This window comes from Variovorax sp. GW821-FHT09D04 (assembly GCF_059416405.1).
Genome location: NZ_JBWKPA010000005.1, coordinates 170,504 through 195,916 on the forward strand (window position 1 = coordinate 170,504; position 25,413 = coordinate 195,916).

Sequence of the window (25,413 nt, forward strand, 5' to 3'; positions counted from 1 at the left end):
CGCGCGCTTGCGCGAAGCCGCTTCCTTGTTCTTGTTATCCCGCCGTGTGTCCTGCCGCCGTGCGCGCCTGCGCGGCCGGCGGCGGCAGGCCGATGCGCGTGGCGCCGGCGTCGTTGCTGTTCTCGCGCTCGATGCGCTCCTGCGTGCGGTGGTTCAGCAGGATGATGCTGATGCGGCGGTTGATGGGGTTGCGCGGGTCGGCGCGGTCCAGGTGCATGCTGTCGGCCAGGCCGATCACGCGCAGCACCTTGTCCTCGGCCATGCCGCCCGTGACCAGCTCGCGGCGCGAGGCGTTGGCGCGGTCGGCCGAGAGCTCCCAGTTGCCGTACGAACGGTCGTTGGTGTAGACGATGGCGTCGGTGTGGCCCGACAGCGTGAGCTTGTTGGGCAGGCCGTTGAGCACCGGCGCCAGCTCGCGAAGAATGGCGCGCATGTGCGGCACCACGCGGGCGCTGGCCAGCTCGAACATCGGGCGGTTCTCGCTGTCCACGATCTGCAGGCGCAGGCCTTCGGTGGTGATGTCGATGAGGATCTGCGAGCGGAACTGCTGGAACACCGGGCTTTTCTCGATCAGCTCGTCGAGCTTCTTCTTCATCTCGGCCAGGCGGCTGGCGTCGGCCGCGTCCTCGCTGTCGGCCTCGGTGTGGCGCACCTCGCCCTCGGCGTGCATCACGTCGGCGCCGCCGCCGGGGATCATGCTGGTGCTCATGCTGCTCTTGTCGCCGCCGGCCAGCGCCACGCGCAGCGGCATGCGGAAGTGCTCGGCAATGCCTTCACGCTGCTTGGGGCTGGAGATCGACAGCAGCCACATCACGAGGAAGAAGGCCATCATGGCCGTCATGAAGTCGGCGTAGGCGATCTTCCAGCCGCCGCCCGCATGGCCGCCGCCATGCCCGCCGCCGTGGGCGCGCTTGATGATGATGCGGGGCTTCGCGTCGCTCATGGCCGTCGCAGGGTCAGCGTGCCTTGACTTCGCGCACGTGGTCGTCCAGCTCGGTGAACGAGGGGCGCTCGGTCGAGAACAGCACCTTGCGGCCGAACTCCACGGCCAGCTGCGGCGCGTAGCCGTTCAGGCTGGCCAGCAGCGTGACCTTGGCGCACTGGTAGATCTTCATGCCCTCTTCGACCTTCTGCTCGATCAGCGAGGCCAGCGGCGACACGAAGCCATACGCCAGCAGCACGCCCAGGAAGGTGCCGACCATGGCGTGCGCGATGAGCGCACCCATTTCCGACGGCGGCAGGTGGGCCGAGCCCAGCGCATGCACCACGCCCATCACGGCCGCGACGATGCCCAGCGCGGGCAGCGCGTCGCCCACGCGCGAGAGGCTGTGGCCGGGCACGGCCGCCTCGTGGCGGATGGTGTCGATCTCGTGGTCCATGAGGGCCTCGATCTCGTGGGCGTCGGTGTTGCCGCTGATGACCAGGCGCAGGTAGTCGCACAGGAACACGGTGATGCCCTCGTGCGCCAGGATGGTCGGGTAGCGGCCGAAGATCTCGCTTTGCTCCGGCGCTTCCACGTCGGACTCGAGCTTCATCATGCCCTCCTTGCGGGCCTTGGCGAGCAGCTCGTACAGCAGCGCCAGCAGGTCCATGTAGAGCTGGCGGTTGTGCTTGGACGAACGCAGCAGGAGCGGCAGCTCCCGGATGGTCGCCTTGATGGTCTTGCCGTTGTTGCCCGCGATGAACGCGCCGAGCGCGGAGCCGCCGATCATGAGCAACTCCACGGGCTGGAACAGCACGCCGAAATGCCCGCCCATGAGGCCGTAGCCGCCGAAGACGGCGCCGATCACCACCAGATATCCCACCAGAACCAGCACGCGCTTCCCCTATGCCCTGAGGCGTCCAAAACAAAAAACCCGCGCCGGGCGCCGGGGCACTTTCACGAGACGGCGCCGCCGATGTCGAGCACCGGGCCGCCGGCAATGAGGCCGCCGCGGCGCACCGGTTCGAGCTTGGGCTTGCGCGCCTTGCCCGCGCGCGAGGGCGGGCGGCACAGCACGCACACATAGCCGTGCTTGTGGTCATGGGCATGCGCCACGAAGTGGCCGCCGCAGCGGCTGCACGGGCTCAGCTGCAGCATGTCGCTGTCGAAGAAACGCACCATGGTCTCGGCGCGCGTGAAGTCGAGCACGACCTCGCTGCCCTGCGACTCGACCTGCTCGGCGTACAGGCGGTAGGCCTTGATGAGCGCGGGCAGTTCGCCCTCGCCGGCCTCGTCGCGCATGAAGCGGTAGATGTTGTAGAACATCGACGAGTGGATGTTGGCCAGCCAGGTCATGTACCAGTCGGTGGAGAACGGCAGCAGGCCCTTGGGCGGCGAGACGCCCTTGAGTTCCTTGTACAGGCGGATCAGGCGCTCGCGGCTGAGCGCGACCACGGCCTCCAGGAACTGCAGGCGCGCGCCCAGGCCGATGAGCTCGACCGCGAGCTGCACCTGCCGGACCTCGCCCAGGATGCTCTTGGCAGTCATGCGCTGGCCGAACCTGCTTTGCGCATCTGCGGCTGGGCTTGGGCCTGTGCCTGGCGCGCGCTCATCAGGATCGACATGTGGGCCTGCTGCAGCGCGGGCTCCTTGCCCTCGCCGACCACCGCGAACATGGGCCGGTCGTCCAGGCGGAAGCTGCACAGCAGGAAGTTGGACGCGGCCAGCTTCACGATCTGGCTGAGCGACATGTTCATGAGCAGGTCGGCCAGCTCGCGCCCCACGCCGAGACGGAACATGGCTTCCGCCCGGTCCCGCTTCACGAGCTTCTGCGCGAGCAGCATGTAAGCCAGATTGATCTCGCCGATTTCCTTCGAAATCACGCCGCCTGCGTTGACATTGCAATTTTCCACGTCTACTTCCATTTCCGATTCCATGTCGACTCCGCACGTCCATCCAACATGTATACATTATATACACACTTATTTACACTTCGAAGACAAAGTAGACCAAAAAGTAAAAGGGTTTTGACGCGGTTTCCGACGGAAGGCTTCAGACCTCCCTCTGGGGAAGCGGTTTCAGTCCTGGCGCCGGCGCGCGGTCACGGAGCGCAAGCAATTGTTACGAGCGTGCGTATTCCGGCAATTGGCAATCCCCTCGCCAATTGAATTCATAAAGACTATCGAACGCAGCCGAGCGTTAATCGGCGGCTTTATTCAGGGTCTTTCAATAGGTCAATGACTTTCCATAGAACAACCACCGATCAAGGCGCCGCAGCCTCGGCGCCGCCTTCCAGCCGGTGAATCCAGGCCATCACTTCCGCGACCGCCTGGTACAGCTGCGGCGGGATCTGGCGGTCGAGGTCGATCTGCATCAACAGCTTCACGAGATCGGCCGACGCATGCACGTAGAGCCCGTGCGCGCGCGCCTCGCGCAGGATCGATTCAGCCACCACGCCATAGCCCTTGGCGACGACGACAGGGGCCTTGCGCGTGTCCGCATGCGAGAGCACGACGGCGCTGTGGCGGTTGCGAAGGTCATCGGTCATGCCACCGCCTTCTCCGTGACCTGCAGCTGCTGCAGCTGAAGCCCGACAGCCTCGAAGCGTTGCGCGAGCCGGCCGGCGTCGCCGCGCAGGCGGGCCACGGTGGCGTGCTCGCGCGCCTGCAGCTGCGCCTGCACGGTCGGGCCGCTCAGGCTCAGGCGCAGGTCGACCTCGCCCAGGCGCGGCAGCACGAGCGACACGGTGGTCGACCAGCGGCGCGCGCCTTCTTCTTCGATGGGTTCGCCTTCGCGTGCGTTGGAGCTGGCGGGGTCTTCCTCGATGGTCCACGCCATCGGCACCTCGGGCCAGGCGTGGCCGCTCCAGCGAAACGCGGCGCTGGCCAGCAGGTCGAGCTGCTGGTGCACGACGGTGACGGCTTGCGGATGGATCACTTCAGCGCTGCGCGGGGCCGGCGTGCTGGCGAGGTCAACCGCAGCGCGTGCGTGTTCTGCGATGCGGGGCGCGGGCATTTCCGGCGCGGCATCGGAGAGGCCGTAGGCCGCCTGCACGCGCGCAGCATCCGGTGCGGGCGCGGCGGTGGTCTCGCTGCGCGCAACCGCACGCGCTGCTTGCGCGATATCGGCTTCTGGCGCGTCGACCTGCGGGGCCTGCACGGGCGCATTCGGCGCGGGCGGCGTTGCAACATCGACCGCAGTCAGCGCCGTCGCCGCAGCCACCACGCCCTGCCCTGCCGTGCCCGTCGTCATCGCCACCATCACCGGACTCGCCCAGCGCGCCTGCAGCTCCCGCGCCATTTGCGCGAGCGTGCGCGTGCCGGCCGCGAATTCGGCGAGGTGCGATTCGTAGAAGAGCCCGCTGTCCGCCACCGTCTGCGCCAACGTGCCCGCGAGTGCCGCGGTGTTCGTGCCCTGGCGCGCGACGGGCAGCAGCAACGGCGCCTCGCCCCGCACCGGCCCCGGCGCGGCCTGCAGGTCGGCCAGCACCGCGCCGATCACGCGCGCGGCCAGCGACAGGCGGGTGTCGATGGAAGGCGGCGCACCGCCGGCGGGCGGCGCAGCCACCTCGCCACCGGACGCGCCCGACGGCACCAGCCGGTCCAGCGCCGCGCGCGACGGCAGGCGCACGTCGTTCGCCGTCTTCGGCACGGCCACCGCCGCACCGGGCGCGCCCACCGTGGTCTCGGGCCGCAGGCCGAGCAGGTCGAGCGGCGGCGTCAGGCGCGCGGCCCTCAGTGCATCGATCAGTCCGGTGAGTCCCAGCATGGCCACGGTGGTGTCGTCCTGTCGGTTCGCGTCAGTGCGCGAGGCCGTAGGCCTTGCCCAGGTTCTTCTGGTGGTTGAGCGAATCCATGCGGCGGATCAGGTCGTCGAGCTGCGGCTTGATGAGCCCCGACAGCTCGGCCTGCTCGGTGCAGATGCGCTCGAGCAGGCGCAGCACCAGGTCGCGCTGCGCGGGCTCCAGCGACGCCAGCGGCTGGATCGCCTTCAGGCGCTCGACCGACGCCGAGCACCGGGCCTCCAGCTCGGGCAGCTGCCCCCATTCCTTGGCACGGGCCAGCGCCAGCATCGTCGAGATGCACGCAGCCAGCTGCTCGTAGCAATGGACGATCTCGCTGCGCACGGCCATCTGTTCCTGCCCCCAGGTCACGCTCTGCATCATCAGTTGGAGGGCCTGTCGTCGATCTCGCGCCAGGCGGAAGCCAGGTGGTCGAGCAGGCGGTCGGCCTCGTCCAGCGCCTGCACGTCGTTGCGCAGGTTGGCCAGCAGCAGGCGCTGCACCACGTAGTCGTACAGCGACGAGAGGTTGCCGACGATGTCGCCGCCGGCCTCGCCGGCCGCCTCGGCATCGAGGCTGGCCTTCAGGCCGTTGTCGACGATGTTGATCGCCTTCGAAATCGCCTGCCCCTTGGCGCCGATGTCGCCGGCCGTCATGTGCAGGCGCGCCGCGCCGATGGCGGTCTTCGCGCCGTCGAACAGCATGTGGATCAGTTGCAGCGGCGACGCGCTCATGGCGCGCGTCTCCACGCCGACGCGCGCGTAGACGCCGGCACCGGTGCGGGAGTGGTGAGAGCTGTACATGTCGCGTCCTGTCCTCAGCCCTTGCTGGCGTTCATCGCGTCGAACTGCTGCGCGAGGTACTTCAGCGTGCCGTTCATCTTGTTCATCGCCACGTCCAGCTGCACGAACTGCTTGCGATAGCGCTCCACCGTCGCGTCGGCGCGTTCCTTCATCGCGGTGTACTGGGTGTCGAGCTGCTTGAGCGAGCTCGTCACGCCGTCGGTGGCGACCTTGAGCGCGCCCTTGGTGCCGGTGAGGTCGTCGACCAGCGCCGTCAGCTGCTTGCCGTAGCCGGCGGTGCTGCCGGTGCCGCTGGAGAACAGCTTCGCCACGCCCTCCAGGTTGGTGTCGATGGCCTTGTCGAGCTTGTCGTTGTCGATCGCGAGCGTGCCGTCCTTCTGGAACGAGATGCCGATGGACGTGAGCACCTTCAGGTCGTTCGGGCCTCCCACCTGCGGGGCGACCAGCGCCTGGCGGATGCGCGTCTGCAGGTTGCGCAGGGTCGAGTCGCCCACCAGCGGCGCGGCGGCCTTGGCGTCGGTGTCGAAGGCCGTGAGCGACTTCGCAGTGCTCTGCAGCGCGTTGTAGGCCTTCACGAAATCGGTGATGGCCGTCTTCACCGACGTCGTGTTGGCCTTCATCACCAGGTTGAGCTTGCCGGTCTGCACCAGCGTGAGCGTGGTGCCCTGGATGGCGTCGGTCACCGAGTTGCTCGTGCTGGTGACGGCGATGTTGTTGACGGTGAGCTTGGCGTTCTGCGCCGCGGCGGTCTGCTTCAGGTTCTGCGTGCCGGCGGGGTCGTTGCCCAGCAGGTTCTGCAGCGCGGCGTCGCCGTCCACCGAGATGCGCATGGCCGAGGCCTCGCCGGTCTGCGTGGAAGTGAGCACCAGCCGGTTGGGCGTGCCGCTGCCGTCGTTCACGATGGTGGCCGACACGCCCGCGTTGGCCGCGTTGATCGCATCGCGGATGCCGCCCAGCGTGTTGTTGGTCACATCGATGGTGATCGGCTTGGCCGTGCGCGTCGCGTCCTTGTCGAAGGTGGCGCCGGTGTACTGGCCGGTCGCCGGGTCCAGCGTGCCGCCGGAGACCTTGCCGAAGTCGATGGTGATCTTGCCGCTGCCGATCGCGCTGGTGGTGCTGGCCTGGCCCTTCGCGATGACCGACTGCGCCTGCGCGAGCTGCGAGATGTCGATGGCATAGGTGCCGACCGAGCGCGGGTCGGTGCCGCTGGCCGCCAGGATGCCGCTCACGCTCGGCGTGCCGGTGATGGCCTGGAACAGCGCTGGGTCGCCCAGCTTCTTGGCGGCCGCCTGGATGCCGGTGAGCGCGCTTTGCAGCGTGCCGTAGGCCGAGAGCTTGCTGTTGTAGCTGGTCTGCTTGGCCTTCAGGGCCACCAGCGGCTGGTTCTCCGCGGTCTGCAGCTGGGTGAGCAATGCGCCCAGGTCAAGGTTGGCGCCAACGCCGATGCTGCTGATCGATGCCATGTCGGGGGTGTCCTGAAATGCGAATGAAATGAAGAGGTCTGGAGCGGGTCGTGATCAGGCTTGCTGGCTCACCAGAAGCCCGGCCTGCCGGTCCATGACCTTGGCGATGCGAACGACCTCTTCGGTCGGAATCTGGCGAATGACTTCGCCGTTGCTGCGGTCGACCACCTTGACGATGAGCTTGTCGGTGTCGCGGTCGACCTCGAACTGCAGGCTGATCGAGCGGCTCTCGAGCGAGGCATTGACGGACTTCACCGCCATCTCGATCTGCACCGGCGTCGCCTCCTCGACCTCGGCCTCGGCCTTGCGCAGTGCGGTGGCCTCGGCGGCGGCCGCAGCGGCACCACCGGTGCGGCCGGCGAGCAGTTGCTGCAGCCAGGGGCTTTCCACGGCGGAGGCGGCGGGTACGGGCTGGGACATGGTCTGCGTTCTTCTTCTGGAGTTCGTTGTCCTGTGCGGCCTCGCCACGAGCGTGGCCGCACAGGACAACGCAGGCGGCTTCGGGTCGCCCCGAAGGCCTGCGAGCAAAAAACCAAGGCACCGGGCGCCGCCCTTGTGAGGAGCGCCCGGTGGTCTTAGCGAATCAACGCAGCAGCGACAGCACGCCTTGCGTGGTCTGGTTCGCCTGGGCCAGCACCGAGGTACCGGCCTGCTGCAGGATCTGCGCGCGCGTCATGTTCGACACTTCCACGGCGTAGTCCGAGTCTTCGATGCGCGAACGCGACGACGACAGGTTGGTGATGGTGGTGCCGAGGTTGGCGATCACCGAGTCGAAACGGTTCTGCACCGCACCCAGCGAGGAGCGCAGCTTGTCGACCTTCGACAGGGCGGCGTCCAGGGCCTTGAGCGGGTCGACCGTCGAGGTCTTGCCGCTGCGGGCGTTCAGCGTGAAGGCACCGGCCTTGGCCGAATCGGCGTAGACCGCATTGCCAGCGCCGTCGGTCACTGCGCCGTTGCTGTGCACGCTGTAGGTCGACACGGTGGTGAGCGAGTTGCCGAGCGAGCCGTCGGCGCCCACGTAGGCGCCAGCAACCGTGCCGCCAGCAGTGATCGTGACACCTGCCACGCCGCCGATGGTCGATGCCGCCACGGCGGTGCCAGCACCTGCGGCCAGCTTGTCGTTCAGCGCAGCGGCCGAGATTTCGTCGCCGGTCACGTCGAAGTTGGCTGCACCGGCGGTTGCCGTGTAGGTGGTGCCGCCGACCTTGATGGTGCCGCCCGTGCCGGTAGCCGACGCCATGCTGGTCGTCAGGCTCGTCAGCGTGGCTGCCTGAACGCCAGCGCCAGCGCTGTTCTGCGTCAGGTTGCCCACGTTGTCGACAAACAATGCAGAGCCGTCGGTCGCCGTGATCGTGCCGGCGCTGTCGATCTTGACGTCCAGCGAGGTGCCGCCGATCGTGACCGTGGCGGTCTTGCTCGAGCCCGCTGCGGGCTGGAGCGAAGCGATCGTGGCAGCGTTCGTGCGGCCCGTTTCACCGAAGGTGAAGGCGGACTTCGCAGCGTTGTAGGTGTAGGTGGAACCTGCGGTGACGACCGAGTCGCCCGCCTTGGCGCCCGCCAGCAGCTGGCTGCGCGTGGCCAGCGTGTTGGTGGCCGTGACGTCGTACTTCTGCGTGCCGTTGACCGGTGCACCGTTGGCGACAGCGCCAGCCAGCGTCAGGTCGTCCTTGGTGGCGGCCTTGTTCAGCGTGCCCGTGCCGTTCACGTTGAAGCTTTCCAGACCCAGGGTCTTGGCGCTGATTTCCTGCAGGTCGATGTCGATGGTTTCGCCATCGTTCGCGCCGACTTGCACCGTCAGCTTGCCGGCGTTGGCCGACAGGACCTTCACGCCGTTGAACTGGGTCTGTTCCGACACGCGGTTGATTTCGTCCAGGCGCTGGCCGATTTCCGACTGGATCGAGTCCAGGTCGGTGGCCGAGTTGGTGCCGGTGGCGGCTTGCACCGACAGGTCGCGGATGCGCTGCAGGTTGTTGTTGACTTCGGTCAGCGCGCCTTCGGTGGTCTGCGCGATCGAGATGCCGTCGTTGGCGTTGCGCGCGGCTTGCGTCAGGCCCTTGATGTTGGCGGTGAAGCGGTTGGCGATGGCCTGGCCGGCGGCGTCGTCCTTGGCGCTGTTGATGCGCATGCCGGAAGACAGGCGCTCGATGGCCGTGTTCAGGGCCGATTGCGACTTGTTGAGGTTGTTCTGCGTGAGAAGAGAAAGGCTGTTCGTATTGATGACTTGCGCCATGTTCGACTCCTGATTGACAAAAGGTTGTGGACTCCGGCCATCGGCCGTAACGCTGGACCCGCTTCCACGGTGAGACTCAAGCCATCGTTGAAGGGGATATCGGCGGGTGTCCGCAAACCTTTAGGGTCGCAACGAAAAAAGTTCTACGTTGCCACCCCCTGCCTCGTCATACCTGCATGCTCATGATTTCCTGGTAGGCCGTCACCAGCCGGTTGCGCACCTGCAGCCCGGTCTGGAACGCCACGTTGGCCTTCTGCAGGTCGACCATCACATCGTTGAGCGCCACGCCGGGCTTGCCCAGCTCGAAGGATTCGGCCTGCGCATAGGCCTGCTGCTGCGCGCCGCTGATGTTGGCGAGCGAGCGCTGCAGCTCGGCCGCGAAGCCGCCCGCGCCAGCCGGCGCAGTCGTCGTGGGCCCCATGCCGCTGGCGAGCGCGGTGGCGCGCATCTGCTGCAGGACGGATTCGATGGCATTGATGGACATGGGGAAAAGTTCACTTCCAGCTGACTTGACACGGAGCGCGCGAGCGCTCCAACCGGCAGGCAGCGTATCAAGGGAAGACCCCCATTCAAACGCGCAACTGAGGGCAAAACCCCCGGCTGTTCGACCGATCGAATTCCCCATCGCCTGCTGACAATCGTTCGCGAAACCACAGGCCGCGCACGACGTCGCCGGCCACCGGCATGACATCCCAACACCGAATTCCTTCTCTCACACCGGCGCCGGCCCTGCGCGGCGCAACGGCCCCGGCGAAGGCGCGCCGATGAGCACGGCCGCGCCCACGGGCGGCCTGGCGGCGGGCGCCAACGGCCTGCCCCCGATGCTGGAGCGCATGCGCGCGCAGCCCCGGCTGCCGCTGATCCTTGGCGCCGCGGCGCTGGCGACGGTGGCGGCCGCCTTCTTCCTGTGGAGCCGCGGCCCCGACTACAAGGTGCTCTACACCAACGTGTCGGACCGCGACGGCGGCGCGATCATCGCGTCGCTGCAGCAGATGAACGTGCCCTACAAGTTCGCCGAGGGCGGCGGCGCGATCCTGATCGCGGGCGACAAGGTGGCCGAGACGCGGCTGAAGCTCGCGGCGCAGGGCCTGCCCAAGGCCGGCGGCGTGGGCTTCGAACTGATGGACAACCAGAAGTTCGGCACCAGCCAGTTCGCCGAGCAGGTCAACTACCAGCGCGGGCTCGAAGGCGAGCTGGCGCGCTCCATCGAATCGATCGGCAGCATCGAGGCCGCGCGCGTGCACCTGGCGCTGCCCAAGCCGTCGCTGTTCGTGCGCGACCAGAAGAAGCCTTCGGCCTCGGTGGTGCTCACGCTGATGCGCGGGCGCAGCATCGACGAAGGCCAGGTGAGCGCCATCGTGCACATGGTGTCTAGCAGCGTGCCCGACCTGGACGCCAAGAGCGTCACGGTGGTCGACCAGCGCGGCAACCTGCTGTCGTCGGCGCGCGGCACCAGCCAGGGGCTGGACGTGAGCCAGCTCAAGTACGCGCAGGAGATCGAGCAGGGCTACGTGCGCCGCATCGAAGCCATTCTTCAGCCGCTGGTGGGCGCGAGCAACGTGCGCGCGCAGGTCGCGGCCGAGATCGACTTCTCGGTGGTGGAGCACACCGACGAGAAGTACCGGCCCAACCAGGACCCGGCGCAGGCCGCGATCCGCAGCCAGCAGTCCAGCGAATCGGCACAACACAACGGCGCGCCACCGGGCGGCGTGCCGGGCGCGCTGTCGAACCAGCCACCGGTGAACCCGACGGCGCCGATCACCGCGCCCAAGCCGCCGAACGCGCCGGGCGCACCGAACACGCCGAACGCATCTCCCGCCGCTGCACCGGCCGGCCCGAGCAACACGCGCAAGGACGTCACGACCAACTACGAGCTCGACCGCACCATCCGTCACGTGCAGCAGGCCGCCGGCGGCGTGAAGCGCCTGTCGGTCGCCGTGGTGGTGAACCACCGCGACACGGTCGATGCCGCGGGCAAGACCAGCGCCCGCGCACTCGCACCGGCCGAGCTGGAGCAGATCCGCAACCTCGCCAAGGAAGCGATGGGCTTCAGCCAGGAACGCGGCGACTCGCTCAACGTGGTCAACAGCGCCTTCGCCCGCGATGGCGACAGCGACGCCGGCCCCGCGGCCGACGTGCCGTTCTGGCGCGACCGCGACAACCTCGCGTTCGGCAAGACGCTGGTCCCCTACCTGCTCATCGGCCTGCTCGCGCTGTTCGCCTGGTTCGCCGTGGGGCGCCCGCTGATGCGCCGGCACCTGGCCGCGCCGCCGCCCGCGCAACCCGTGGCCGATGCAAGCGCCGTGGCCCCCATCGGCACGGCCCCGGCCGAGCCCGAAGAAACACTGCAGCAGCGCGAGTCCGCACGCCAGAAGGCCGACATGGACTACGCCCAGCAGACCGCCGACAAGGACCCCAAGCTCGTGGCCGCCCTGATCCAGCACTGGATGCACTCCGATGACTAGCAGCGAAGCAGGCACCCGCAAGAGCGCCATCCTGCTCATGGCGCTGGGCGAAGACCGCGCCGCCGCCGCGCTGCACCTGCTGCCCACCTCCGAGGTGCAGGCACTGGGCCTGGCCATGTCCAAGCTGAGCGCGGTCTCGCGCGACGAGCTGGCCTCGGTGCTGGCCGAGTTCCGCCAGGAGACCGAGCAGCTGTCGGCGCTGCACCTGGGCTCGACCAGCTACATCCGCGCCGTGCTCAAGAAGGCGCTGGGCGACGACCGCGCGAGCAACCTGCTGGAAGACATCCTGCAGCCCGACGAGCCGCACGGCGGCATCGAGCGCCTGAACGAACTCGAGGCCGGCGAGGTGGCCGAACTCATCCGCGACGAGCACCCGCAGATCCTTGCGACGCTGCTGGTGCACCTGGACCGCATGAAGGCCTCGGAGGTGCTCGAGAAGCTGCCCGCGCGCCTGCGCCACGACGTGATCATGCGCGTGGCCACCTTCGGCGGCGTGCAGCCCTCGGCGCTGAACGAGCTGACCGAGGTGCTGACCGAAATGCTCGCGGGCCAGGGCCTGCGCCGCAGCCGCCTGGGCGGCGTGCGCACCGCGGCCGAGATCGTCAACCTGATGAGCACCACGGTGGAAGAAGAAGCCATCGCCCATGTGCGCGAACAGGACGAGGCGCTGGCCCAGCGCATCGTCGACGAGATGTTCGTGTTCGAGAACCTGCTGGGCCTGGAAGACCGCAGCATCCAGCGCCTGCTCAAGGACATCGAGAGCGACTCGCTCATCATCGCGCTCAAGGGCGCACCGCTGGAGCTGCGCGACAAGTTCCTCAGCAACATGTCGCAGCGCGCGGCCGAGACGTTGCGCGAGGACATGGAGCTGCGCGGCCCCGTGCGCGTATCGCAGGTCGAGACCGAGCAGAAGGCCATCCTGCAGGTCGCCCGCCGTCTGGCGGACGCCGGCGAGATCGTGATCGCGGCGCCTGGCACCGATGACTTCGTCTGACCCCGGCGCCTTCGGCGCCTCCAACAGTTCGCGCGAGCGCCTCGCCGCCATCCACGCGGCGGCGCGCCAGGCCGGCGCAGGCACCCCGGCGCTGTCGGCGTGGGAGCGCTGGGAGATGGGCACGCTCGATGGCAAGGCGCCGTCGGGCACGGCCCTCTCGCGCCACACGGCGCAGCGCCCTTCTCCACCGCCTGCGCCTCCCGCACCCAAGGTCGACCTCGCCGAGCTGGCCCGCATCCGCAAGGAAGCACGCGCTGCAGGCGAAGCCGAGGGCCGCGCCGCCGGGCTGGCCGAAGGCCGCCAGGTCGGCCACACCGAAGGCCTGGCCACCGGCCTCGCCGCCGCCAGCGTGCATGCCGAGCGCCTGCGCGCACTGGCCCGTTCGCTGCCCGAGGCGCTGCGCGGCGCCGAAGCCGAGCTGTCCGAAGCCGTGCTCGCGCTCGCGCTCGACGTGGCGCGCCAGGTGGTGCACCGCACCTACCAGGCCGAGCCCGAATGGGTGCTGCCGCTGGTGCGCGACCTGCTGCACGCCGAACCCGCGCTGCGCGGCGAGCCGCGCCTGCTGCTGCACCCCGACGACCTGGCGCTGGTGAAGAACAGCCTGGGCGACGAGATCGAGGCGGCCGGCTGGCAGCTGCGCGCCGACGACAGCCTGGCGCGCGGCGGTTGCCGCGTGCAGTCGGCCACCGGCGAGCTGGACGCCAGCCTGGCCACGCGCTGGGAGCGCGTGGGTGCGGCGCTGCGTGGCGACGCTTCCTGAGCCGATGCAGACGACGGCCACCAACCCTCATCTGAACAGCGTGCGCGCCGTGCTGGAACAGGCGCGCGCCGATGTCGCCCGCAGCACGACCACCACCGCCTCGGGCCGCCTCACGCGCGCCGTTGGCCTCGTGCTCGAGGCCGTGGGCCTGCAGCTGCCCGTGGGCAGCGACTGCCTCATCGAGCTGCCGCCCGGCCATCCGCAGCGCCATGCCGAAGCCGAGGTCGTCGGCTTCGCGGGCGACCGCCTCTTCCTCATGTCGCAGACCGAGGTGGCGGGCCTGCTGCCCGGCGCGCGCGTCTTCGCGCGGCCCGGCCTGCGTGAGCCCGGTGCGACCGGCGACGCCCACACCAAGCGCCTGCCCGTGGGCGAAGGCATGCTGGGGCGCGTGGTCGATGCGGCCGGCCGGCCGCTCGACGGGCTGGGCCCGCTCGACGTGGCGCGCCAGGTTCCGCTGGCGGCGCCGCCGATCAACCCGCTGTCGCGCGCGGCCATCGACTCGGTGCTCGACGTGGGCGTGCGCGCCATCAACGCGATGCTCACCGTCGGCCGCGGCCAGCGCATGGGCCTGTTCGCCGGCTCGGGCGTGGGCAAGAGCGTGCTGCTGGGCATGATGGCCCGCTACACCAGCGCCGAGGTGATCGTGGTCGGCCTCATCGGCGAACGCGGTCGCGAGGTGAAGGACTTCATCGAGAACACGCTGGGCGAGGAAGGCCTGGCCCGCGCCGTGGTGGTGGCCGCGCCGGCCGACAACTCGCCGCTGCTGCGTTTGCAAGGCGCGGCCTACGCCACCTGCCTGGCCGAGTACTTTCGCGACCAGGGCAAGGACGTGCTGCTCATCATGGATTCGCTCACGCGCTATGCGATGGCGCAGCGCGAGATCGCGCTGGCCGTGGGCGAGCCGCCCGCCACCAAGGGCTATCCGCCCTCGGTGTTCGCGCGGCTGCCTGCGCTGGTCGAACGTGCCGGCAACGGCGCGCGCGACGCGCAGGGGCGCGGCGGCTCGATCACGGCCTTCTACACCGTGCTCTCGGAAGGCGACGACCAGCAGGACCCGATCGCCGATTCGGCGCGCGCGATCCTGGACGGCCACGTCGTTCTCTCGCGCACGCTGGCCGAGGCGGGGCACTACCCGGCCATCGACATCGAGGCCTCGATCAGCCGCGCGATGACGTCATTGATTGCGCCCGCGCAGTTCGACACCGTGCGCCGCTTCAAGCAGATGCTGTCGCGCTACCAGCGCAACCGCGACCTGATCAGCGTCGGCGCCTACGCGCCGGGGCACGACCTGCAGCTGGACCAGGCGATCGCGATGTACCCGCGCATCGAGGCCTTCCTGCAGCAGTCGATGCACGAGCGCACCGGCTACGAGGAGGCCATCGCCCACATGGGCAGCCTGTTCACGAACACACCTTCCCCAGGACGCCCATGAGCAGCAGCAAGCTCCCCCTCGGCATGCTCATCGACCTGGCGCAGAGCCAGACCGACGACGCCGCGCGCCGCCTGGGCGCACTGCAAAGCGCGCACCTGAGCGCGCAGCAGAAGCTCGAGCTGCTGCTGCAGTACCGCCAGGACTACCACGCGCAACTGGACACGCTGATGCGCGGCGGCCTGCCGTCTTCGCAGTGGCGCAACTACCGCAACTTCCTCGGCACGCTCGACCACGCGATTGCGCAGCAGCGCGCCATCGCCGAGCGGGCCGGGCACCAGCTCGACCGCGGCCGCACCGACTGGCAGCGCGAGAAGCGCCGCCTCAGCTCCTTCGACACGCTGGCCGATCGCGTGCGTGCGCAGGAGCTGATGGCGCAGGCCAAGCGCGAACAGCGCGACAGCGACGAACGCGCCGCCCGCCAGTTCTTCGACCGCGCCTCGCACCCCACCCACTGAATCTCCTCCAGGAACCGACATGCCTCCCATGATCCCGCCGTCCGTCACGCCTGCCGCCACCTCGCCGGTCGCGCAGGGCGGCGCACGTGGCCGCAGTGCCGACGAAGCACAGGGCCGCGCGTTCGGTGCCGCGCTTGAACGGTCGCGCACGAGCCGGGCCGAGAAGGCGTCGGATGCCGACACCGTGGTGGCGGATGCCAAGCCGCTGCGCAAGACGGAGCTTGCTGAAGAGATGCGGGATGCGCAGCCTGCGGAGCCCGACCTCGCTTTTCTCGCAGCCGCCGTCACGCCGCAACAGGCATTGGTGCTTGCGGGAGGTGCGGCCACGCAGGGCAGCGGTGCGCCTGAAACTTCGCTGGCGCCGGTCACGCCTGACGCGCAAGCCGGTCTCCCTACAGGCACGGTCCGAGTGAGCAGCGACGCCGCCGCCACGCCCGCGCCCGCCATCGCCACCGAAGACGCTTCCGCCCCCACCGCTACCGCCGCCGCACAAAGCGCGACACCTGAAACCGACAACGCCGCGCCGCCCTCGCTGTACGAGATCGTGCGCGCCGCCGTCGCCGCGCAGCCGATGGCTGTCGATGGCAAGAAGCCGGCGACCGCACCGGCCGGCCCACCCGTCGGCACCGCCGCACCGGGCCGCGCGGGCGCACCGCGCACCGTGAGTGCCACCACCACCGAACAGCTGGCAGCCGCAGCGCAAGCCCAGCCCGCCGTCGATGCGAAGCCCGCGACGACAGAAGCCACCACGGTCGCCGCAGTGTCGGCAAGTACATCAGGGGACGACGCGACGACTCCGTCCACCACCCCGTTCGCGCTTCAACAGCCCGCGACCGTCTCCACTGAGCGCACGACCGAAAGCCCCGCCGCACGCCCCGCCGTGCACACGCTCGCGCCCGAAGTCGGCAGCGAGAAATGGGCGCCCGCACTCGGCCAGCAGCTCGCGCGCATGAGCCTCGGCGGCACGCACACGGCCGAGCTGAACCTCAACCCCGCCGGCCTCGGCCCGCTGAAGGTCACGCTGTCGGTCGGCGAGCACCAGGCGCAGGCCGCATTCGTGTCGGCGCACGAGAGCGTGCGCAAGGCCGTCGAGGCTGCGCTGCCACAGCTGCGCACCAGCCTGTCGGAGCAGGGCATCACGCTGGGCCAGACCTCGGTGGGCGCGGACACGCGCGCGCCGTTCGGGCAGGACGCGGCGTTCGCGCAGCAACAGCAGCAGCAACACCAGCGACAGGGCGCATGGCGACCGCAGGGCACCTCCGCTGCCACCGACATCGCCCGCACGGCAACGGCAGCACCCCGCCCCGTTGCCACCCCACGCACGGGCCCGGGCGTCGACACCTTCGCCTGAAACCGCCCCGTCCGCCTCCCGCAATGAACGGATGTGAAGCGCCTTTGTGCGCTTGTTCGGCCGTTCGCCGGCGGGCGACTTCGCAAAGAATAGATCGGACCCGTCCACCGTTTCACCATGGCTACCTCTTCTCCCGCCGCCACCGCGGCTGCGTCGGTCGCGACCGACCCGCCGGCCTCGCGCCGCACCTCGAAACTGCTGATCGGGCTCGTGGCCGTGCTCGGCCTGGCCGTGGCCGGCGCGGCCGCGTACGTCTTCGTGCTGCCCCGCTTCACCGAGCGCGCCGCCGCCGAGACGGCCAAGGCGCCGGTGCCCGAGAAACCCATCTTCCTTCTGCTGGAGCCGCTGACCGTCAACCTGCAGTCCGAAGGCCGCTCGCGCTTTTTGCAGATCGGCATGGCGCTGAAGGTGCGCGACGAGCAGGCCAAGGCGCAGATCGTGGAGTTCATGCCCGAGCTGCGCAGCCGCCTGCTGGTGCTGCTGTCGAACCGCCCTCCCGAATCGCTGGTCACCTCGGAAGACAAGGCCCGGCTGGCCACGGAAATCCACAGCGCCCTGAACGCACCGCTGGCCGAGGGCCTGCCCGAGCTGGGCATTGCGAGCGTGTCCTTCAACTCCTTCGTCGTGCAGTGACGACGATGCCCGTTTGCGGACCCGCGATCCATGGCGTATGAACAGGTGCTCTCCCAGGACGAGGTCGATGCGCTGCTGCAGGGCGTCACCGGCGGCGACCTCGACCAGGCCGCCGCGCCCGCGCCGCCGCCCGACGGCCTGCCGGCCTACGACCTCGGTGCGCCCGACCGCGTGGTGCGCAACCGCATGCACACGCTGGAGGTCATCAACGACCGCTTTGCGCGCGGCCTGCGCAGCGCGCTGCTGAACTTCATGCGTCGCAGCCCCGACATCTCGGTGGGGCCGGTGCAGATTCAGCAGTTCGGCGAGTTCGTGCGGCACCTGCCGGTGCCCGCGAACATCAACATGGTCCACATGAAGCCGCTGCGCGGCACCGCCCTCTTCGTGTTCGACCCGAAGCTGGTGTTCCTCGTGGTGGACAACCTGTTCGGCAGCGACGGGCGCTACCACGTGCGCGTGGAAGGCCGCGACTTCACGCGCACCGAGCAGCGCATCATCAAGCGCCTGCTCGACCTGTCGCTGCAGTGCTACGGCGACGCGTGGCAGCCGGTGTTTCCGCTGGCCTTCGACTACGTGCGCGCCGAGATGCACGGCAAGCTCGCCAACATCGTGGCGCCCAACGAGGTGGTGATCAACACCACGCTGCAGATCGAGTTCGGCCCCATCGGCGGCTTCCTGCATGTGTGCCTGCCCTACTCGATGATCGAGCCGATCCGCGACCTGCTGTCCAACCCGATCCAGGACGAGGTCGAGGTCGACAAGCGCTGGGTCACGCAGATGTCGCGCCAGATGCAGGCCGCCGACGTCGAGCTCACCGCCGACTTCGTGACCATGCCCTCGACGCTGGGCGAGGTGATGAAGCTGCGCGTGGGCGACGTGATTCCCATCGAGCTGCCGGCGACGGTGGTCGCCAAGGTCGGCGGCGTGCCCGTGATGGCCTGCGGCTACGGCACCTCCAACGAGCGCTACGCCCTGCGCGTGCAACACATGATCTCCCACCAAGACAGCGATTCGAAGAACGACCATGACTGACAACACCTCTGCCGCCAGCGACGCGGACGACTGGGCCAGCGCACTGGCCGAGCAGACCGCGGCCAGCGCGCCCGCGCCCGACCCGGCCGTGGCCCCCGCAACGGCGCAGGTCTTCCAGCAGATCCAGGACGCACCGGCTGCATCGTCCGCCACGCCCGTGGACATCGCGCGCGTGCTCGACGTGCCCGTGCAGCTCACCGCCGAGATCGGCCGCACGCGCATCACCATCAAGAACCTGCTGCAGCTGTCGCAGGGCTCGGTGGTCGAGCTCGACGGCCTGGCCGGCCAGCCGCTGGACGTGCTGATCAACGGCTACCTCATTGCGCAGGGCGAGGTGGTGGTGGTGAACGAGAAGTACGGCATCCGACTGACCGACATCGTCACGCCCTCCGAGCGCATGCAGAAGCTCGCGCGCGCATGAACCTGGCGCGGGTGTCTTCGCTGCTTGCGCGGGGCGTCGCGCTGCTGGCACTGGGCCTGCATGCGGCGCATGCGGCGCATGCGGCCTTGCCCACCGTGCCCACGCCGGTGCGCGAAGCCGCGCAGCCCGCTGCGGTCGGCGGCGCGGGCCTGCTGCAGGCGGGCTTCGGCATGGCGGCGGTCGTCGGCCTGATCTTCCTGTGCGCATGGCTGGCGCGGCGCTTCGGCCTGCAGCGGCTGGGCGGCGGCCAGGTGGTGAAGGTGGTGTCCACCGCCATGGTCGGCCCGCGCGAGCGCGTGGTCGTGGTGGACGTGGCCGGCCAGTGGCTGGTGCTGGGCGTGACCAGCAGCCAGGTCCGTACGCTGCACACGCTGCCGGCCCAGGCAACGCCTGCGGCAGTCACACCCATGTCGCCACAGAACCCGGTGGGCCTGTTCGCCCAGAAGCTGCGCGATTCCCTCGCGGGCAAGGCGCGCACCGCGCCATGACGCGCCCTGCCCTGCACCGCGGCCTGCGCACCGCCTTGCTGCTGCTCGCCGCCACGCTGCCCGCCGCCGCGTGGACGCAGGGCCTGCCCGGCCTCACGAGCACGCCGGGCCCTGGCGGCAGCCAGACCTGGTCGCTGAGCGTGCAGACGCTGGTGCTGCTGACCTCGCTCACCTTCCTGCCCGCGCTGCTGCTGTCGATGACCAGCTTCACGCGCATCCTCATCGTGCTGGGCCTGCTGCGCACCGCCATCGGCACGCAGACCTCGCCGCCCAACCAGATCCTGGTGGGGCTGTCGCTGTTCCTCACCTTCTTCGTGATGTCGCCGGTGTTCGACAAGGCCTACACCGAGGCCTACGTGCCCTTCTCGGAAAGCAAGCTCAGCGCCGAGAAGGCCCTGGAGCGCGGCATCGCGCCCTTCAAGACCTTCATGCTCAAGCAGACGCGCGAGACCGACCTGGCGCTGTTCGCGCGGCTCGCCAAGGCGCCCGAGATGCAGGGGCCCGAAGACGTGCCGCTGCGCATCCTGCTGCCGGCCTTCGTCATCAGCGAGCTGAAGACCGCGTTCCAGATCGGCTTCACCATCTTCATTCCCTTTCTCATCATCGACCTCGTGGTGGCGAGCGTGCTGATGTCGATGGGCATGATGATGGTGCCGCCCGCGTCCATCGCACTGCCCTTCAAGCTCATGCTGTTCGTGCTGGCCGACGGCTGGCAGCTGCTGATCGGCGCGCTCTCGCAGAGCTTCTACTTATGACGCCCGAGTCCGTCATGACCATGGGCCACCGGGCCATGGAAATCTCGCTGCTGCTGGGTGCGCCGCTGTTGCTGGTGGCGCTGGTGATCGGCCTGGTGGTCAGCATCTTCCAGGCGGCCACGCAGATCAACGAGGCCACGCTGTCCTTCATTCCCAAGCTGCTCGCGGTGTTCGCGACGCTGGTCATCGCCGGGCCGTGGATGCTCGACCGCATGCTCGACTACATGCGCGCCCTGTTCGCCAGCATCCCGCAGATGCTGGCGTGACGCCCTCGGTTTTTTCCGTCACCTCGGGCCAGCTCGAGGCCTGGCTGGCGGCCTTCCTCTGGCCCTTTGTGCGCATGCTGGCCATGGTCTCCACGGCACCGGTGTTCGGCGAGCCCTGGGCGACGCGGCAGGTGAAGGTGGGCATCGCCGCCGTGCTCACGCTGGTGATCTCGCCCACCATCGGGCCGCTGCCCGCAGTGCCCGTGGTGTCGGCAGGCGGCTTCTGGATCATCGTGCAGCAAGTGCTGATCGGCGCCGCCATGGGCTTCTCGATGCGCCTCATCTTCACGGCCGTGCTGGCCGCGGGCGAGTACATCGGCCTGCAGATGGGTTTGTCTTTCGCGTCCTTCTTCGACCCCATGAGCCACGGCAGCACGATGGTGGTGTCGCGGTTGCTGAACATGCTGGCGATGCTGATCTTCATGGCGCTGGACGGCCACCTGCTCATGCTGGAAGCGCTGGCCGCGAGCTTTCACACGCTGCCCATCGCCGACGCGCCGCTCGCGGCCGGCGGCTGGATGTTCCTGGTGCTCGCGGGCGGCGACATCTTCGCAAGCGGCCTGCTGCTGGCGCTGCCGCTGATCACCGCGCTGCTCACGCTCAACCTCGCCATGGGCATCCTGAACCGCGCCTCGCCGCAGTTCAGCATCTTCGCAGTGGGCTTTCCGCTCACGCTGCTGGCGGGGCTGGTGATGCTGCAGCTGCTGATGCCGCACCTGGCGGCGTTCCTGGAGCCGCGGTTTGCGGAGTCGCTCTCGAACATGCTGCGGTTCACGCAGGGGTTGCGGCGCTGAGGGGTGAAGGGCTGCTTGCGGCCAGTCGGCTGGTTTGAAGGACATCAGGGTCACGGGATGACGCGCCACTCCCACTAAGATGATTCCGGCCGCAACACGGAAGATCGCGCATGTCACACCCCATTTATCTGTCCAGCTCCTCCCTGCCCCGGATGCCGGAAGGCAGCCGCAACGAATGGCGCAGCTTCTTCGGCGACGGCGCCGAGCTGGAGGCCAACGCGTTCTTCCCTCTGTTCTGGCGGGCACTCTTCAGCACCAGCGACATCCGGTACGCGCGCTTCATCGACGAATACGACATCGACGACGAAGCCTCGGCCGTCGACCGCGAGGAATGCATCGAGGATTTCGGCGCCGACGCGACCTACCCCTACCTCGTCATTGACGAGGCCGCAGCGGTTGCGCGGCTGGCGACACGGCGTGAAGCGATCCTCGGCGCCGTCGGAGAACGCTACCGCCCGATCTACGCGTCCTTTGAAGCACTGATTGCGCAGCACTTCGGGGACTACCTCCTGCTGCGCACCTCTGGCTTGCCGGATGCGGCCGATGCCGAGCCATGGCTGCGCGCCGATCTTGGGGACATCGACGGTCTCCACGACAGCAAGGCGCTCGAAAGCCTGATGTCGGATCTTGCGAGGCACGATGCGGACCCGGTCTGGACATTGAGCGGCCTCGCGTCATCCAGCGATGGCGCCTGGCCCACGCCGGCGTTGCGAGAACACTTCCCCGACCCGCGACAACGGAAGGCCCGCAGATCGCCGACCCCACAGCAGATCGACGAACACGATCGCGCGTTCGCGGAACCCAAGGCGCACGCTGCCAAGAGCTGGCTCGACCCCGCCCTGGAATGGCTGGGCGCCTTCGTGGCGGCGGGTGCGGCCTTGGGCGCCTATTACTTCACCCAATCCACCTGGCTGGCCGTGCTGGCATTCTTGTGCGTCGCCGTGGCCTTGGGCTTCGGCATTGCGAGGCTGCGCGCCCCGAGACGATGACCCCGGCCCTCGCCATCAACAAGCCTGCTCCCGCTACATCGCGCGGAACAGGTGCCCGAACGCACGGCTGACCTTGAGCGATCGCGCCAGGCCCCGCACGGACAGGCTGTAGCGCCCGTTCTCGTCGCGGGTGGCGCTCTCGATGCAGTGGGTGTTGACGAGCACGCCGCGATGCACCTGCGTGAAGTCGGCGGCGTCGATGCGCGACACCAGATCGCGCAGGCTCATGCGCACCAGCGCCTCGCCCTGGGCCGTGACGACATTGACGTACTTCTCGGCGGCTTCCAGGCAGATCACCTCCGAGACCGGAATCATCCGCACGGTGTTGCCGACGCCGGCGCGGATGACCTTGATCTTTTCGGGCGCGTCCGCCGGATCGGTGATCGACTGCACGCGCTCCATCAGGGCCGCCATGCCACCGGCCGCCGGTGTCCGCGCGCGCTCGTGCAACCTGTGCTTCAGGCGTTGCACGCAGACCTGCAGGCGTTCGAGCGTCGCCGGCTTGAGCATGTAGTCCATCGCCGCATGCTCGAACGCCGAGATCGCGAAGTTGTCGTACGCGGTGATGAAGACGAAGAGCGGTTCGGCCTCGTCGTCGGGCCACTCGTCAGCGACGGCCTCGGCGACTTCCAGGCCGGTCTTGCCCGGCATCTTGATGTCCAGGAACATCACATCGGGCGCCAGGGTCTGGGCCAGCTCGATCGCCTTCAGGCCATCGTCGGCGACGCCCACGATCTCCAGCTCGGGCCAGGCTTCGTGCAACAAGCGCTGCAGTGTTCGCGACAGCACCGGTTCATCTTCGGCAATCACGCCGCGCCACGCGTTCACGATGGAATCCTCACGACCGCGCGAACGCCGCACGGCGATCGCGCTTGCAGAGACAGGGACGCACGCAAGCCATAACGGGTCTGGAGGCGGTCACGCACATTTTTCAGTCCGGCCCCGCAGACCTCGTCGCCCCCCGAAGCGGGCAGGTGCGGCGACAAGCCCAGACCGGAATCGTCCACCGCGACCTCGATGCCGCCCTCGATCGACCGTGCCAGCACGTCGATGCTCCCTGCGCCCAACTTCGGCTCCAGGCCGTGCCTGATGGCGTTCTCGACCAGCGGCTGCAACAGCATCGGCGGGATGGCGATTCGCGCCAGTTCGGCGGGCAGGTCGAGCCGGTAGGCCAGCCTCGGACCCATGCGCAAGGACATGATGTCGAGGTACGCCCTCAGCTGGGCGAACTCCGACTGCAGCGTCGTCACCTCGTCGCGTGACGCTGCATGCGTGCTGCGCAGGTAGACGATCAGCTGGTCGATCATGCGCTCGGCCTGTCGTGGGTCTTCGTCGACGAGCGAGCGCAGAGTCGCCAGCGTGTTGAACAGCATGTGGGGCTCGAGTTGCGCGCGCAGCAGCCGCAGTTCCGATTCGGTGGCCAGGCGCTGGGCGTCGGATCGGGCGCCCGCTTCCTTGGCAAGCTGGTCACGCGTCGCGGCGACGTAGAGGACGAACAGGGCCAGCACCAGGCCGAATGCGAACGCCACCATGTAGTCGCTGTCATGACCCACGACGCGGCCGACCGGTTCGTCCAGGATCAGGAGCGCGACCAGGTGCCCCCCGAAGTACCCCGTCGGGATGGCGATCGCGCCGGTCAGAAGCCAACGGGGCAGCGCCTGCATTCGCCGCAGTCGTCCAAAGCGGCCCAGCACCGCGACACACGCGATGAACACCATGCCGACACATTCGACGAAGACGAACAGGCGCGCTGGCGTTTCGAGTGCAGGAGCAGCCCAGAAGAGCAGCCCGGCCGCGATCGCGCACAGCAGGAACGCGCCGGCGGTCAGCCGCCCTGCGCCCAGCCAGCGGGCGGGAATGGACGAATCAACGCGGATCACGGACGGAAGTCGGCTGCATGCATCGCGGCACTGTAGAGGTTGGCGCGCCATGCCGCTACCGATCGAGGGCCGGTGGGGCGAGTTTGTCCTCGAGCCGTCGTTTGAGGGGTCCGAACGGCGACCGCTCGATGCCGCCTCACGACCGTTGATGCCCTCCACCGGGCGTTTGGGCGCCAAACCGGATGCGCGCCTGGCTGCGGCCGCCGACAGTGCGGGCCTCACCACCCGGGAGTTCCCATGCAACGATCTTCTTCTCTTTCGAACACGCTGCTTTGCGCCGCGGCCGCCGTCTGTGCGGCCCTCGTCACGACGCACGCACAGGCCTTCGACGGCATCGTGGAAAAGCAGGTGTTCAACCTGCCCACCTACACGACCGTGAACGGCCAGGTCATCAAGGGCGTGCGCATCGGCTATGAAACCTATGGCCGTCTGAATGCGGCGCGAGACAACGTGATCCTCATCAATCACTTCATCACCGGCACCTCGCACGCCGCCGGCCGGTATGCGGCGAGCGACGCCGCGCCGGGTTACTGGGACACGATCATCGGCGCCGGCCTGCCGATCGACACCGATCGGTTCTTCGTCATCGCAACCGACGCGTTGGCCAACCCCAATCGCGCATCGGCCACCGTCATCAGCACCGGCCCCGCCAGCATCGACGCCGCCACCGGCAAACCGTATGGCCCGCGCTTCCCGGTGCTGGCGGCGCGGGACACGGTGGAGGTGCAGAAGGCCCTGCTCGATGCGTTGGGCATTCGAACCCTCTACGCCGTGGCTGGCGCGTCGGCCGGCGCCTGGATGTCGGTGGAATGGGCCTCGGCCTACCCGGAGCGCGTGCAACGCCTGGTGTCCATCGTGGGACCTGGCGTCGACAGCCCGGCCTACGCCATCGCCAAGATGAGCTCGTGGGGCGCGGCCGTGCGACTGGACCCGAACTGGGCCCACGGCGACTACCACGGCAAGGCCGAGCCGCTGGCAGGCATGACGCAGGCGATGCGGCTGGTCACGCTCGATGCGCTCAGCTTCGCCTGGGCCGACAAGGCCTTCGGCCAGAAGTGGGCCGACCCGGGCAAGAACCCCGGCGAAGCGGCTGCGAACCAGTTTGCGGTCGATGCCACCCTCGAGAAGATCGGCGAAGCGCGTGCCAAGGGCATGGACGCCAACAGCTGGCTGTACACGCTGAAGGCCTTGCAGTTGCCCAGCGCCAAGCCAGAACGCATCAAGGCCAGGTCGCTGTTCGTGGGCATCAGCTCGGATCAGATTTTTCCGCCGCTCCTGTCCAAACGCGCCGTGGAGATCCTCAAGGCGCAAGGCACGCCGGCAGAGTATGTCGAGATGAACAGTCCCAACGGCCACGCCGATGCACTGGGTGCCACCATCGGCTTGGCCGGGCCGGCGATTGCGTCGCTCCTGGCGAAGTAAGCAGGCGGTGAGTGGCCGAACCAGGACCTTGGGTCTGCGGCGTTGTCGGGGGGCGTTCGGTCGGGAAGAGGACGCCG

The 25,413-nt window shown here is 68.7% G+C and carries 29 protein-coding genes; 15 read left to right on the forward strand and 14 right to left on the reverse strand.

Features of this window, described 5'->3' with window-relative positions; translation table 11 throughout:
• Positions 1-34: 34 nt before the first annotated feature.
• From motB to fliE, 12 genes are all read right to left on the reverse strand, one after another.
• The gene (motB, locus tag AC07O4_RS17400; RefSeq protein ID WP_495305207.1) at positions 35-943 is read right to left on the reverse strand and encodes a flagellar motor protein MotB; all 909 of its coding nucleotides are present in this window, start codon (positions 941-943) and stop codon (positions 35-37) included.
• Positions 944-956: 13 nt separating this feature from the next.
• Positions 957-1,817: a flagellar motor stator protein MotA gene (motA, locus tag AC07O4_RS17405; RefSeq protein WP_070061563.1), complete on the reverse strand. Its 861-nt coding sequence runs from the start codon at positions 1,815-1,817 to the stop codon at positions 957-959.
• A 62-nt stretch (positions 1,818-1,879) separates the two neighbouring features.
• Complete coding sequence (gene flhC, locus AC07O4_RS17410) at positions 1,880-2,470, reverse strand: flagellar transcriptional regulator FlhC (protein WP_070061562.1); 591 nt, start codon at positions 2,468-2,470, stop codon at positions 1,880-1,882.
• Positions 2,467-2,835: a flagellar transcriptional regulator FlhD gene (gene flhD / locus AC07O4_RS17415; protein WP_370680118.1), complete on the reverse strand. Its 369-nt coding sequence runs from the start codon at positions 2,833-2,835 to the stop codon at positions 2,467-2,469. Before flhD ends, flhC begins: the two co-directional genes overlap by 4 nt.
• A gap of 350 nt (positions 2,836-3,185) precedes the next feature.
• Entirely contained in the window at positions 3,186-3,470 is a 285-nt protein-coding gene (locus AC07O4_RS17420; protein ID WP_062469365.1) for an EscU/YscU/HrcU family type III secretion system export apparatus switch protein, read from the reverse strand.
• Positions 3,467-4,690 (reverse strand): flagellar hook-length control protein FliK, encoded by a 1,224-nt coding sequence (gene fliK / locus AC07O4_RS17425; RefSeq protein WP_495305326.1) that lies wholly within the window; start codon positions 4,688-4,690, stop codon positions 3,467-3,469. The genes AC07O4_RS17420 and fliK overlap by 4 nt, the downstream gene beginning before the upstream one ends.
• Before the next feature lie 31 nt (positions 4,691-4,721).
• The gene (locus AC07O4_RS17430) at positions 4,722-5,087 is read right to left on the reverse strand and encodes a flagellar protein FliT (RefSeq protein ID WP_223301366.1); all 366 of its coding nucleotides are present in this window, start codon (positions 5,085-5,087) and stop codon (positions 4,722-4,724) included.
• Complete coding sequence (fliS, locus tag AC07O4_RS17435; RefSeq protein WP_070061560.1) at positions 5,087-5,506, reverse strand: flagellar export chaperone FliS; 420 nt, start codon at positions 5,504-5,506, stop codon at positions 5,087-5,089. The genes AC07O4_RS17430 and fliS overlap by 1 nt, the downstream gene beginning before the upstream one ends.
• Positions 5,507-5,520: 14 nt before the next feature.
• Positions 5,521-6,969: a flagellar filament capping protein FliD gene (gene fliD / locus AC07O4_RS17440; protein ID WP_495305208.1), complete on the reverse strand. Its 1,449-nt coding sequence runs from the start codon at positions 6,967-6,969 to the stop codon at positions 5,521-5,523.
• A gap of 54 nt (positions 6,970-7,023) precedes the next feature.
• Complete coding sequence (locus AC07O4_RS17445; RefSeq protein WP_139700351.1) at positions 7,024-7,389, reverse strand: flagellar protein FlaG; 366 nt, start codon at positions 7,387-7,389, stop codon at positions 7,024-7,026.
• A 163-nt stretch (positions 7,390-7,552) separates the two neighbouring features.
• A complete protein-coding gene (locus AC07O4_RS17450) occupies positions 7,553-9,199 on the reverse strand; it encodes a flagellin N-terminal helical domain-containing protein (protein WP_159274394.1) in 1,647 nt (548 codons plus the stop codon).
• A 166-nt stretch (positions 9,200-9,365) separates the two neighbouring features.
• Positions 9,366-9,683 (reverse strand): flagellar hook-basal body complex protein FliE, encoded by a 318-nt coding sequence (gene fliE / locus AC07O4_RS17455; RefSeq protein ID WP_495305209.1) that lies wholly within the window; start codon positions 9,681-9,683, stop codon positions 9,366-9,368.
• Between the two features lie 280 nt (positions 9,684-9,963).
• Here fliE and fliF point away from each other — a divergent pair, with 280 nt between their 5' ends.
• From fliF to AC07O4_RS17525, 14 genes are all read left to right on the forward strand, one after another.
• Positions 9,964-11,664 carry a flagellar basal-body MS-ring/collar protein FliF gene (gene fliF / locus AC07O4_RS17460; RefSeq protein WP_495305210.1) on the forward strand — a complete coding sequence of 567 codons (1,701 nt, stop codon included), beginning with the start codon at positions 9,964-9,966 and terminating at the stop codon, positions 11,662-11,664.
• Entirely contained in the window at positions 11,657-12,658 is a 1,002-nt protein-coding gene (fliG, locus tag AC07O4_RS17465; RefSeq protein ID WP_062469343.1) for a flagellar motor switch protein FliG, read from the forward strand. Before fliF ends, fliG begins: the two co-directional genes overlap by 8 nt.
• Positions 12,645-13,418, forward strand: a complete 774-nt coding sequence (fliH, locus tag AC07O4_RS17470; RefSeq protein ID WP_495305211.1) for a flagellar assembly protein FliH — start codon at positions 12,645-12,647, stop codon at positions 13,416-13,418. Before fliG ends, fliH begins: the two co-directional genes overlap by 14 nt.
• A gap of 4 nt (positions 13,419-13,422) precedes the next feature.
• Complete coding sequence (fliI, locus tag AC07O4_RS17475) at positions 13,423-14,850, forward strand: flagellar protein export ATPase FliI (protein WP_495305212.1); 1,428 nt, start codon at positions 13,423-13,425, stop codon at positions 14,848-14,850.
• Positions 14,847-15,305 (forward strand): flagellar export protein FliJ, encoded by a 459-nt coding sequence (gene fliJ, locus AC07O4_RS17480; RefSeq protein ID WP_062469337.1) that lies wholly within the window; start codon positions 14,847-14,849, stop codon positions 15,303-15,305. The genes fliI and fliJ overlap by 4 nt, the downstream gene beginning before the upstream one ends.
• Before the next feature lie 19 nt (positions 15,306-15,324).
• A complete protein-coding gene (locus AC07O4_RS17485; RefSeq protein WP_495305213.1) occupies positions 15,325-16,656 on the forward strand; it encodes a flagellar hook-length control protein FliK in 1,332 nt (443 codons plus the stop codon).
• Between the two features lie 117 nt (positions 16,657-16,773).
• Positions 16,774-17,289 (forward strand): flagellar basal body-associated protein FliL, encoded by a 516-nt coding sequence (gene fliL / locus AC07O4_RS17490; RefSeq protein WP_495305214.1) that lies wholly within the window; start codon positions 16,774-16,776, stop codon positions 17,287-17,289.
• Positions 17,290-17,319: 30 nt separating this feature from the next.
• Positions 17,320-18,321, forward strand: coding sequence for a flagellar motor switch protein FliM (fliM, locus tag AC07O4_RS17495; protein ID WP_062469328.1), 1,002 nt, complete (start codon positions 17,320-17,322; stop codon positions 18,319-18,321).
• A complete protein-coding gene (fliN, locus tag AC07O4_RS17500; protein WP_062469325.1) occupies positions 18,314-18,742 on the forward strand; it encodes a flagellar motor switch protein FliN in 429 nt (142 codons plus the stop codon). Before fliM ends, fliN begins: the two co-directional genes overlap by 8 nt.
• Positions 18,739-19,230 (forward strand): flagellar biosynthetic protein FliO, encoded by a 492-nt coding sequence (gene fliO, locus AC07O4_RS17505; RefSeq protein ID WP_495305215.1) that lies wholly within the window; start codon positions 18,739-18,741, stop codon positions 19,228-19,230. Before fliN ends, fliO begins: the two co-directional genes overlap by 4 nt.
• A complete protein-coding gene (gene fliP, locus AC07O4_RS17510; protein ID WP_062469318.1) occupies positions 19,227-19,985 on the forward strand; it encodes a flagellar type III secretion system pore protein FliP in 759 nt (252 codons plus the stop codon). The genes fliO and fliP overlap by 4 nt, the downstream gene beginning before the upstream one ends.
• Positions 19,982-20,251, forward strand: coding sequence for a flagellar biosynthesis protein FliQ (fliQ, locus tag AC07O4_RS17515; RefSeq protein ID WP_062469313.1), 270 nt, complete (start codon positions 19,982-19,984; stop codon positions 20,249-20,251). The genes fliP and fliQ overlap by 4 nt, the downstream gene beginning before the upstream one ends.
• Positions 20,248-21,045, forward strand: a complete 798-nt coding sequence (fliR, locus tag AC07O4_RS17520; protein ID WP_495305216.1) for a flagellar biosynthetic protein FliR — start codon at positions 20,248-20,250, stop codon at positions 21,043-21,045. Before fliQ ends, fliR begins: the two co-directional genes overlap by 4 nt.
• A gap of 110 nt (positions 21,046-21,155) precedes the next feature.
• Positions 21,156-22,034, forward strand: a complete 879-nt coding sequence (locus tag AC07O4_RS17525) for a hypothetical protein (protein ID WP_495305217.1) — start codon at positions 21,156-21,158, stop codon at positions 22,032-22,034.
• 33 nt (positions 22,035-22,067) lie between these two features.
• Here AC07O4_RS17525 and AC07O4_RS17530 read toward each other — a convergent pair whose 3' ends face one another.
• Positions 22,068-22,862 carry a LytR/AlgR family response regulator transcription factor gene (locus AC07O4_RS17530; RefSeq protein ID WP_495305218.1) on the reverse strand — a complete coding sequence of 265 codons (795 nt, stop codon included), beginning with the start codon at positions 22,860-22,862 and terminating at the stop codon, positions 22,068-22,070.
• Positions 22,859-23,914, reverse strand: a complete 1,056-nt coding sequence (locus AC07O4_RS17535; protein ID WP_495305219.1) for a sensor histidine kinase — start codon at positions 23,912-23,914, stop codon at positions 22,859-22,861. The genes AC07O4_RS17530 and AC07O4_RS17535 overlap by 4 nt, the downstream gene beginning before the upstream one ends.
• 237 nt (positions 23,915-24,151) lie before the next feature.
• Here AC07O4_RS17535 and AC07O4_RS17540 point away from each other — a divergent pair, with 237 nt between their 5' ends.
• On the forward strand, positions 24,152-25,336 hold the full coding sequence (locus AC07O4_RS17540) for an alpha/beta fold hydrolase (RefSeq protein WP_495305220.1): 1,185 nt from the start codon (positions 24,152-24,154) through the stop codon (positions 25,334-25,336).
• Positions 25,337-25,413 lie beyond the last annotated feature (77 nt).

Bases quoted from the DNA above. Each gene is read 5' to 3' on its own strand.
- motB (WP_495305207.1), bottom strand. From the start codon at position 943: ATGAGCGACGCGAAGCCCCGCATCATCATCAAGCGCGCCCACGGCGGC.
- flhC (WP_070061562.1), bottom strand. From the start codon at position 2,470: ATGACTGCCAAGAGCATCCTGGGCGAGGTCCGGCAGGTGCAGCTCGCG.
- AC07O4_RS17420 (WP_062469365.1), bottom strand. From the start codon at position 3,470: ATGACCGATGACCTTCGCAACCGCCACAGCGCCGTCGTGCTCTCGCAT.
- fliK (WP_495305326.1), bottom strand. From the start codon at position 4,690: ATGCTGGGACTCACCGGACTGATCGATGCACTGAGGGCCGCGCGCCTG.
- AC07O4_RS17430 (WP_223301366.1), bottom strand. From the start codon at position 5,087: ATGATGCAGAGCGTGACCTGGGGGCAGGAACAGATGGCCGTGCGCAGC.
- fliS (WP_070061560.1), bottom strand. From the start codon at position 5,506: ATGTACAGCTCTCACCACTCCCGCACCGGTGCCGGCGTCTACGCGCGC.
- fliD (WP_495305208.1), bottom strand. From the start codon at position 6,969: ATGGCATCGATCAGCAGCATCGGCGTTGGCGCCAACCTTGACCTGGGC.
- AC07O4_RS17445 (WP_139700351.1), bottom strand. From the start codon at position 7,389: ATGTCCCAGCCCGTACCCGCCGCCTCCGCCGTGGAAAGCCCCTGGCTG.
- AC07O4_RS17450 (WP_159274394.1), bottom strand. From the start codon at position 9,199: ATGGCGCAAGTCATCAATACGAACAGCCTTTCTCTTCTCACGCAGAAC.
- fliE (WP_495305209.1), bottom strand. From the start codon at position 9,683: ATGTCCATCAATGCCATCGAATCCGTCCTGCAGCAGATGCGCGCCACC.
- fliF (WP_495305210.1), top strand. From the start codon at position 9,964: ATGAGCACGGCCGCGCCCACGGGCGGCCTGGCGGCGGGCGCCAACGGC.
- fliG (WP_062469343.1), top strand. From the start codon at position 11,657: ATGACTAGCAGCGAAGCAGGCACCCGCAAGAGCGCCATCCTGCTCATG.
- fliH (WP_495305211.1), top strand. From the start codon at position 12,645: ATGACTTCGTCTGACCCCGGCGCCTTCGGCGCCTCCAACAGTTCGCGC.
- fliI (WP_495305212.1), top strand. From the start codon at position 13,423: ATGCAGACGACGGCCACCAACCCTCATCTGAACAGCGTGCGCGCCGTG.
- fliJ (WP_062469337.1), top strand. From the start codon at position 14,847: ATGAGCAGCAGCAAGCTCCCCCTCGGCATGCTCATCGACCTGGCGCAG.
- AC07O4_RS17485 (WP_495305213.1), top strand. From the start codon at position 15,325: ATGCCTCCCATGATCCCGCCGTCCGTCACGCCTGCCGCCACCTCGCCG.
- fliL (WP_495305214.1), top strand. From the start codon at position 16,774: ATGGCTACCTCTTCTCCCGCCGCCACCGCGGCTGCGTCGGTCGCGACC.
- fliM (WP_062469328.1), top strand. From the start codon at position 17,320: ATGGCGTATGAACAGGTGCTCTCCCAGGACGAGGTCGATGCGCTGCTG.
- fliN (WP_062469325.1), top strand. From the start codon at position 18,314: ATGACTGACAACACCTCTGCCGCCAGCGACGCGGACGACTGGGCCAGC.
- fliO (WP_495305215.1), top strand. From the start codon at position 18,739: ATGAACCTGGCGCGGGTGTCTTCGCTGCTTGCGCGGGGCGTCGCGCTG.
- fliP (WP_062469318.1), top strand. From the start codon at position 19,227: ATGACGCGCCCTGCCCTGCACCGCGGCCTGCGCACCGCCTTGCTGCTG.
- fliQ (WP_062469313.1), top strand. From the start codon at position 19,982: ATGACGCCCGAGTCCGTCATGACCATGGGCCACCGGGCCATGGAAATC.
- AC07O4_RS17525 (WP_495305217.1), top strand. From the start codon at position 21,156: ATGTCACACCCCATTTATCTGTCCAGCTCCTCCCTGCCCCGGATGCCG.
- AC07O4_RS17540 (WP_495305220.1), top strand. From the start codon at position 24,152: ATGCAACGATCTTCTTCTCTTTCGAACACGCTGCTTTGCGCCGCGGCC.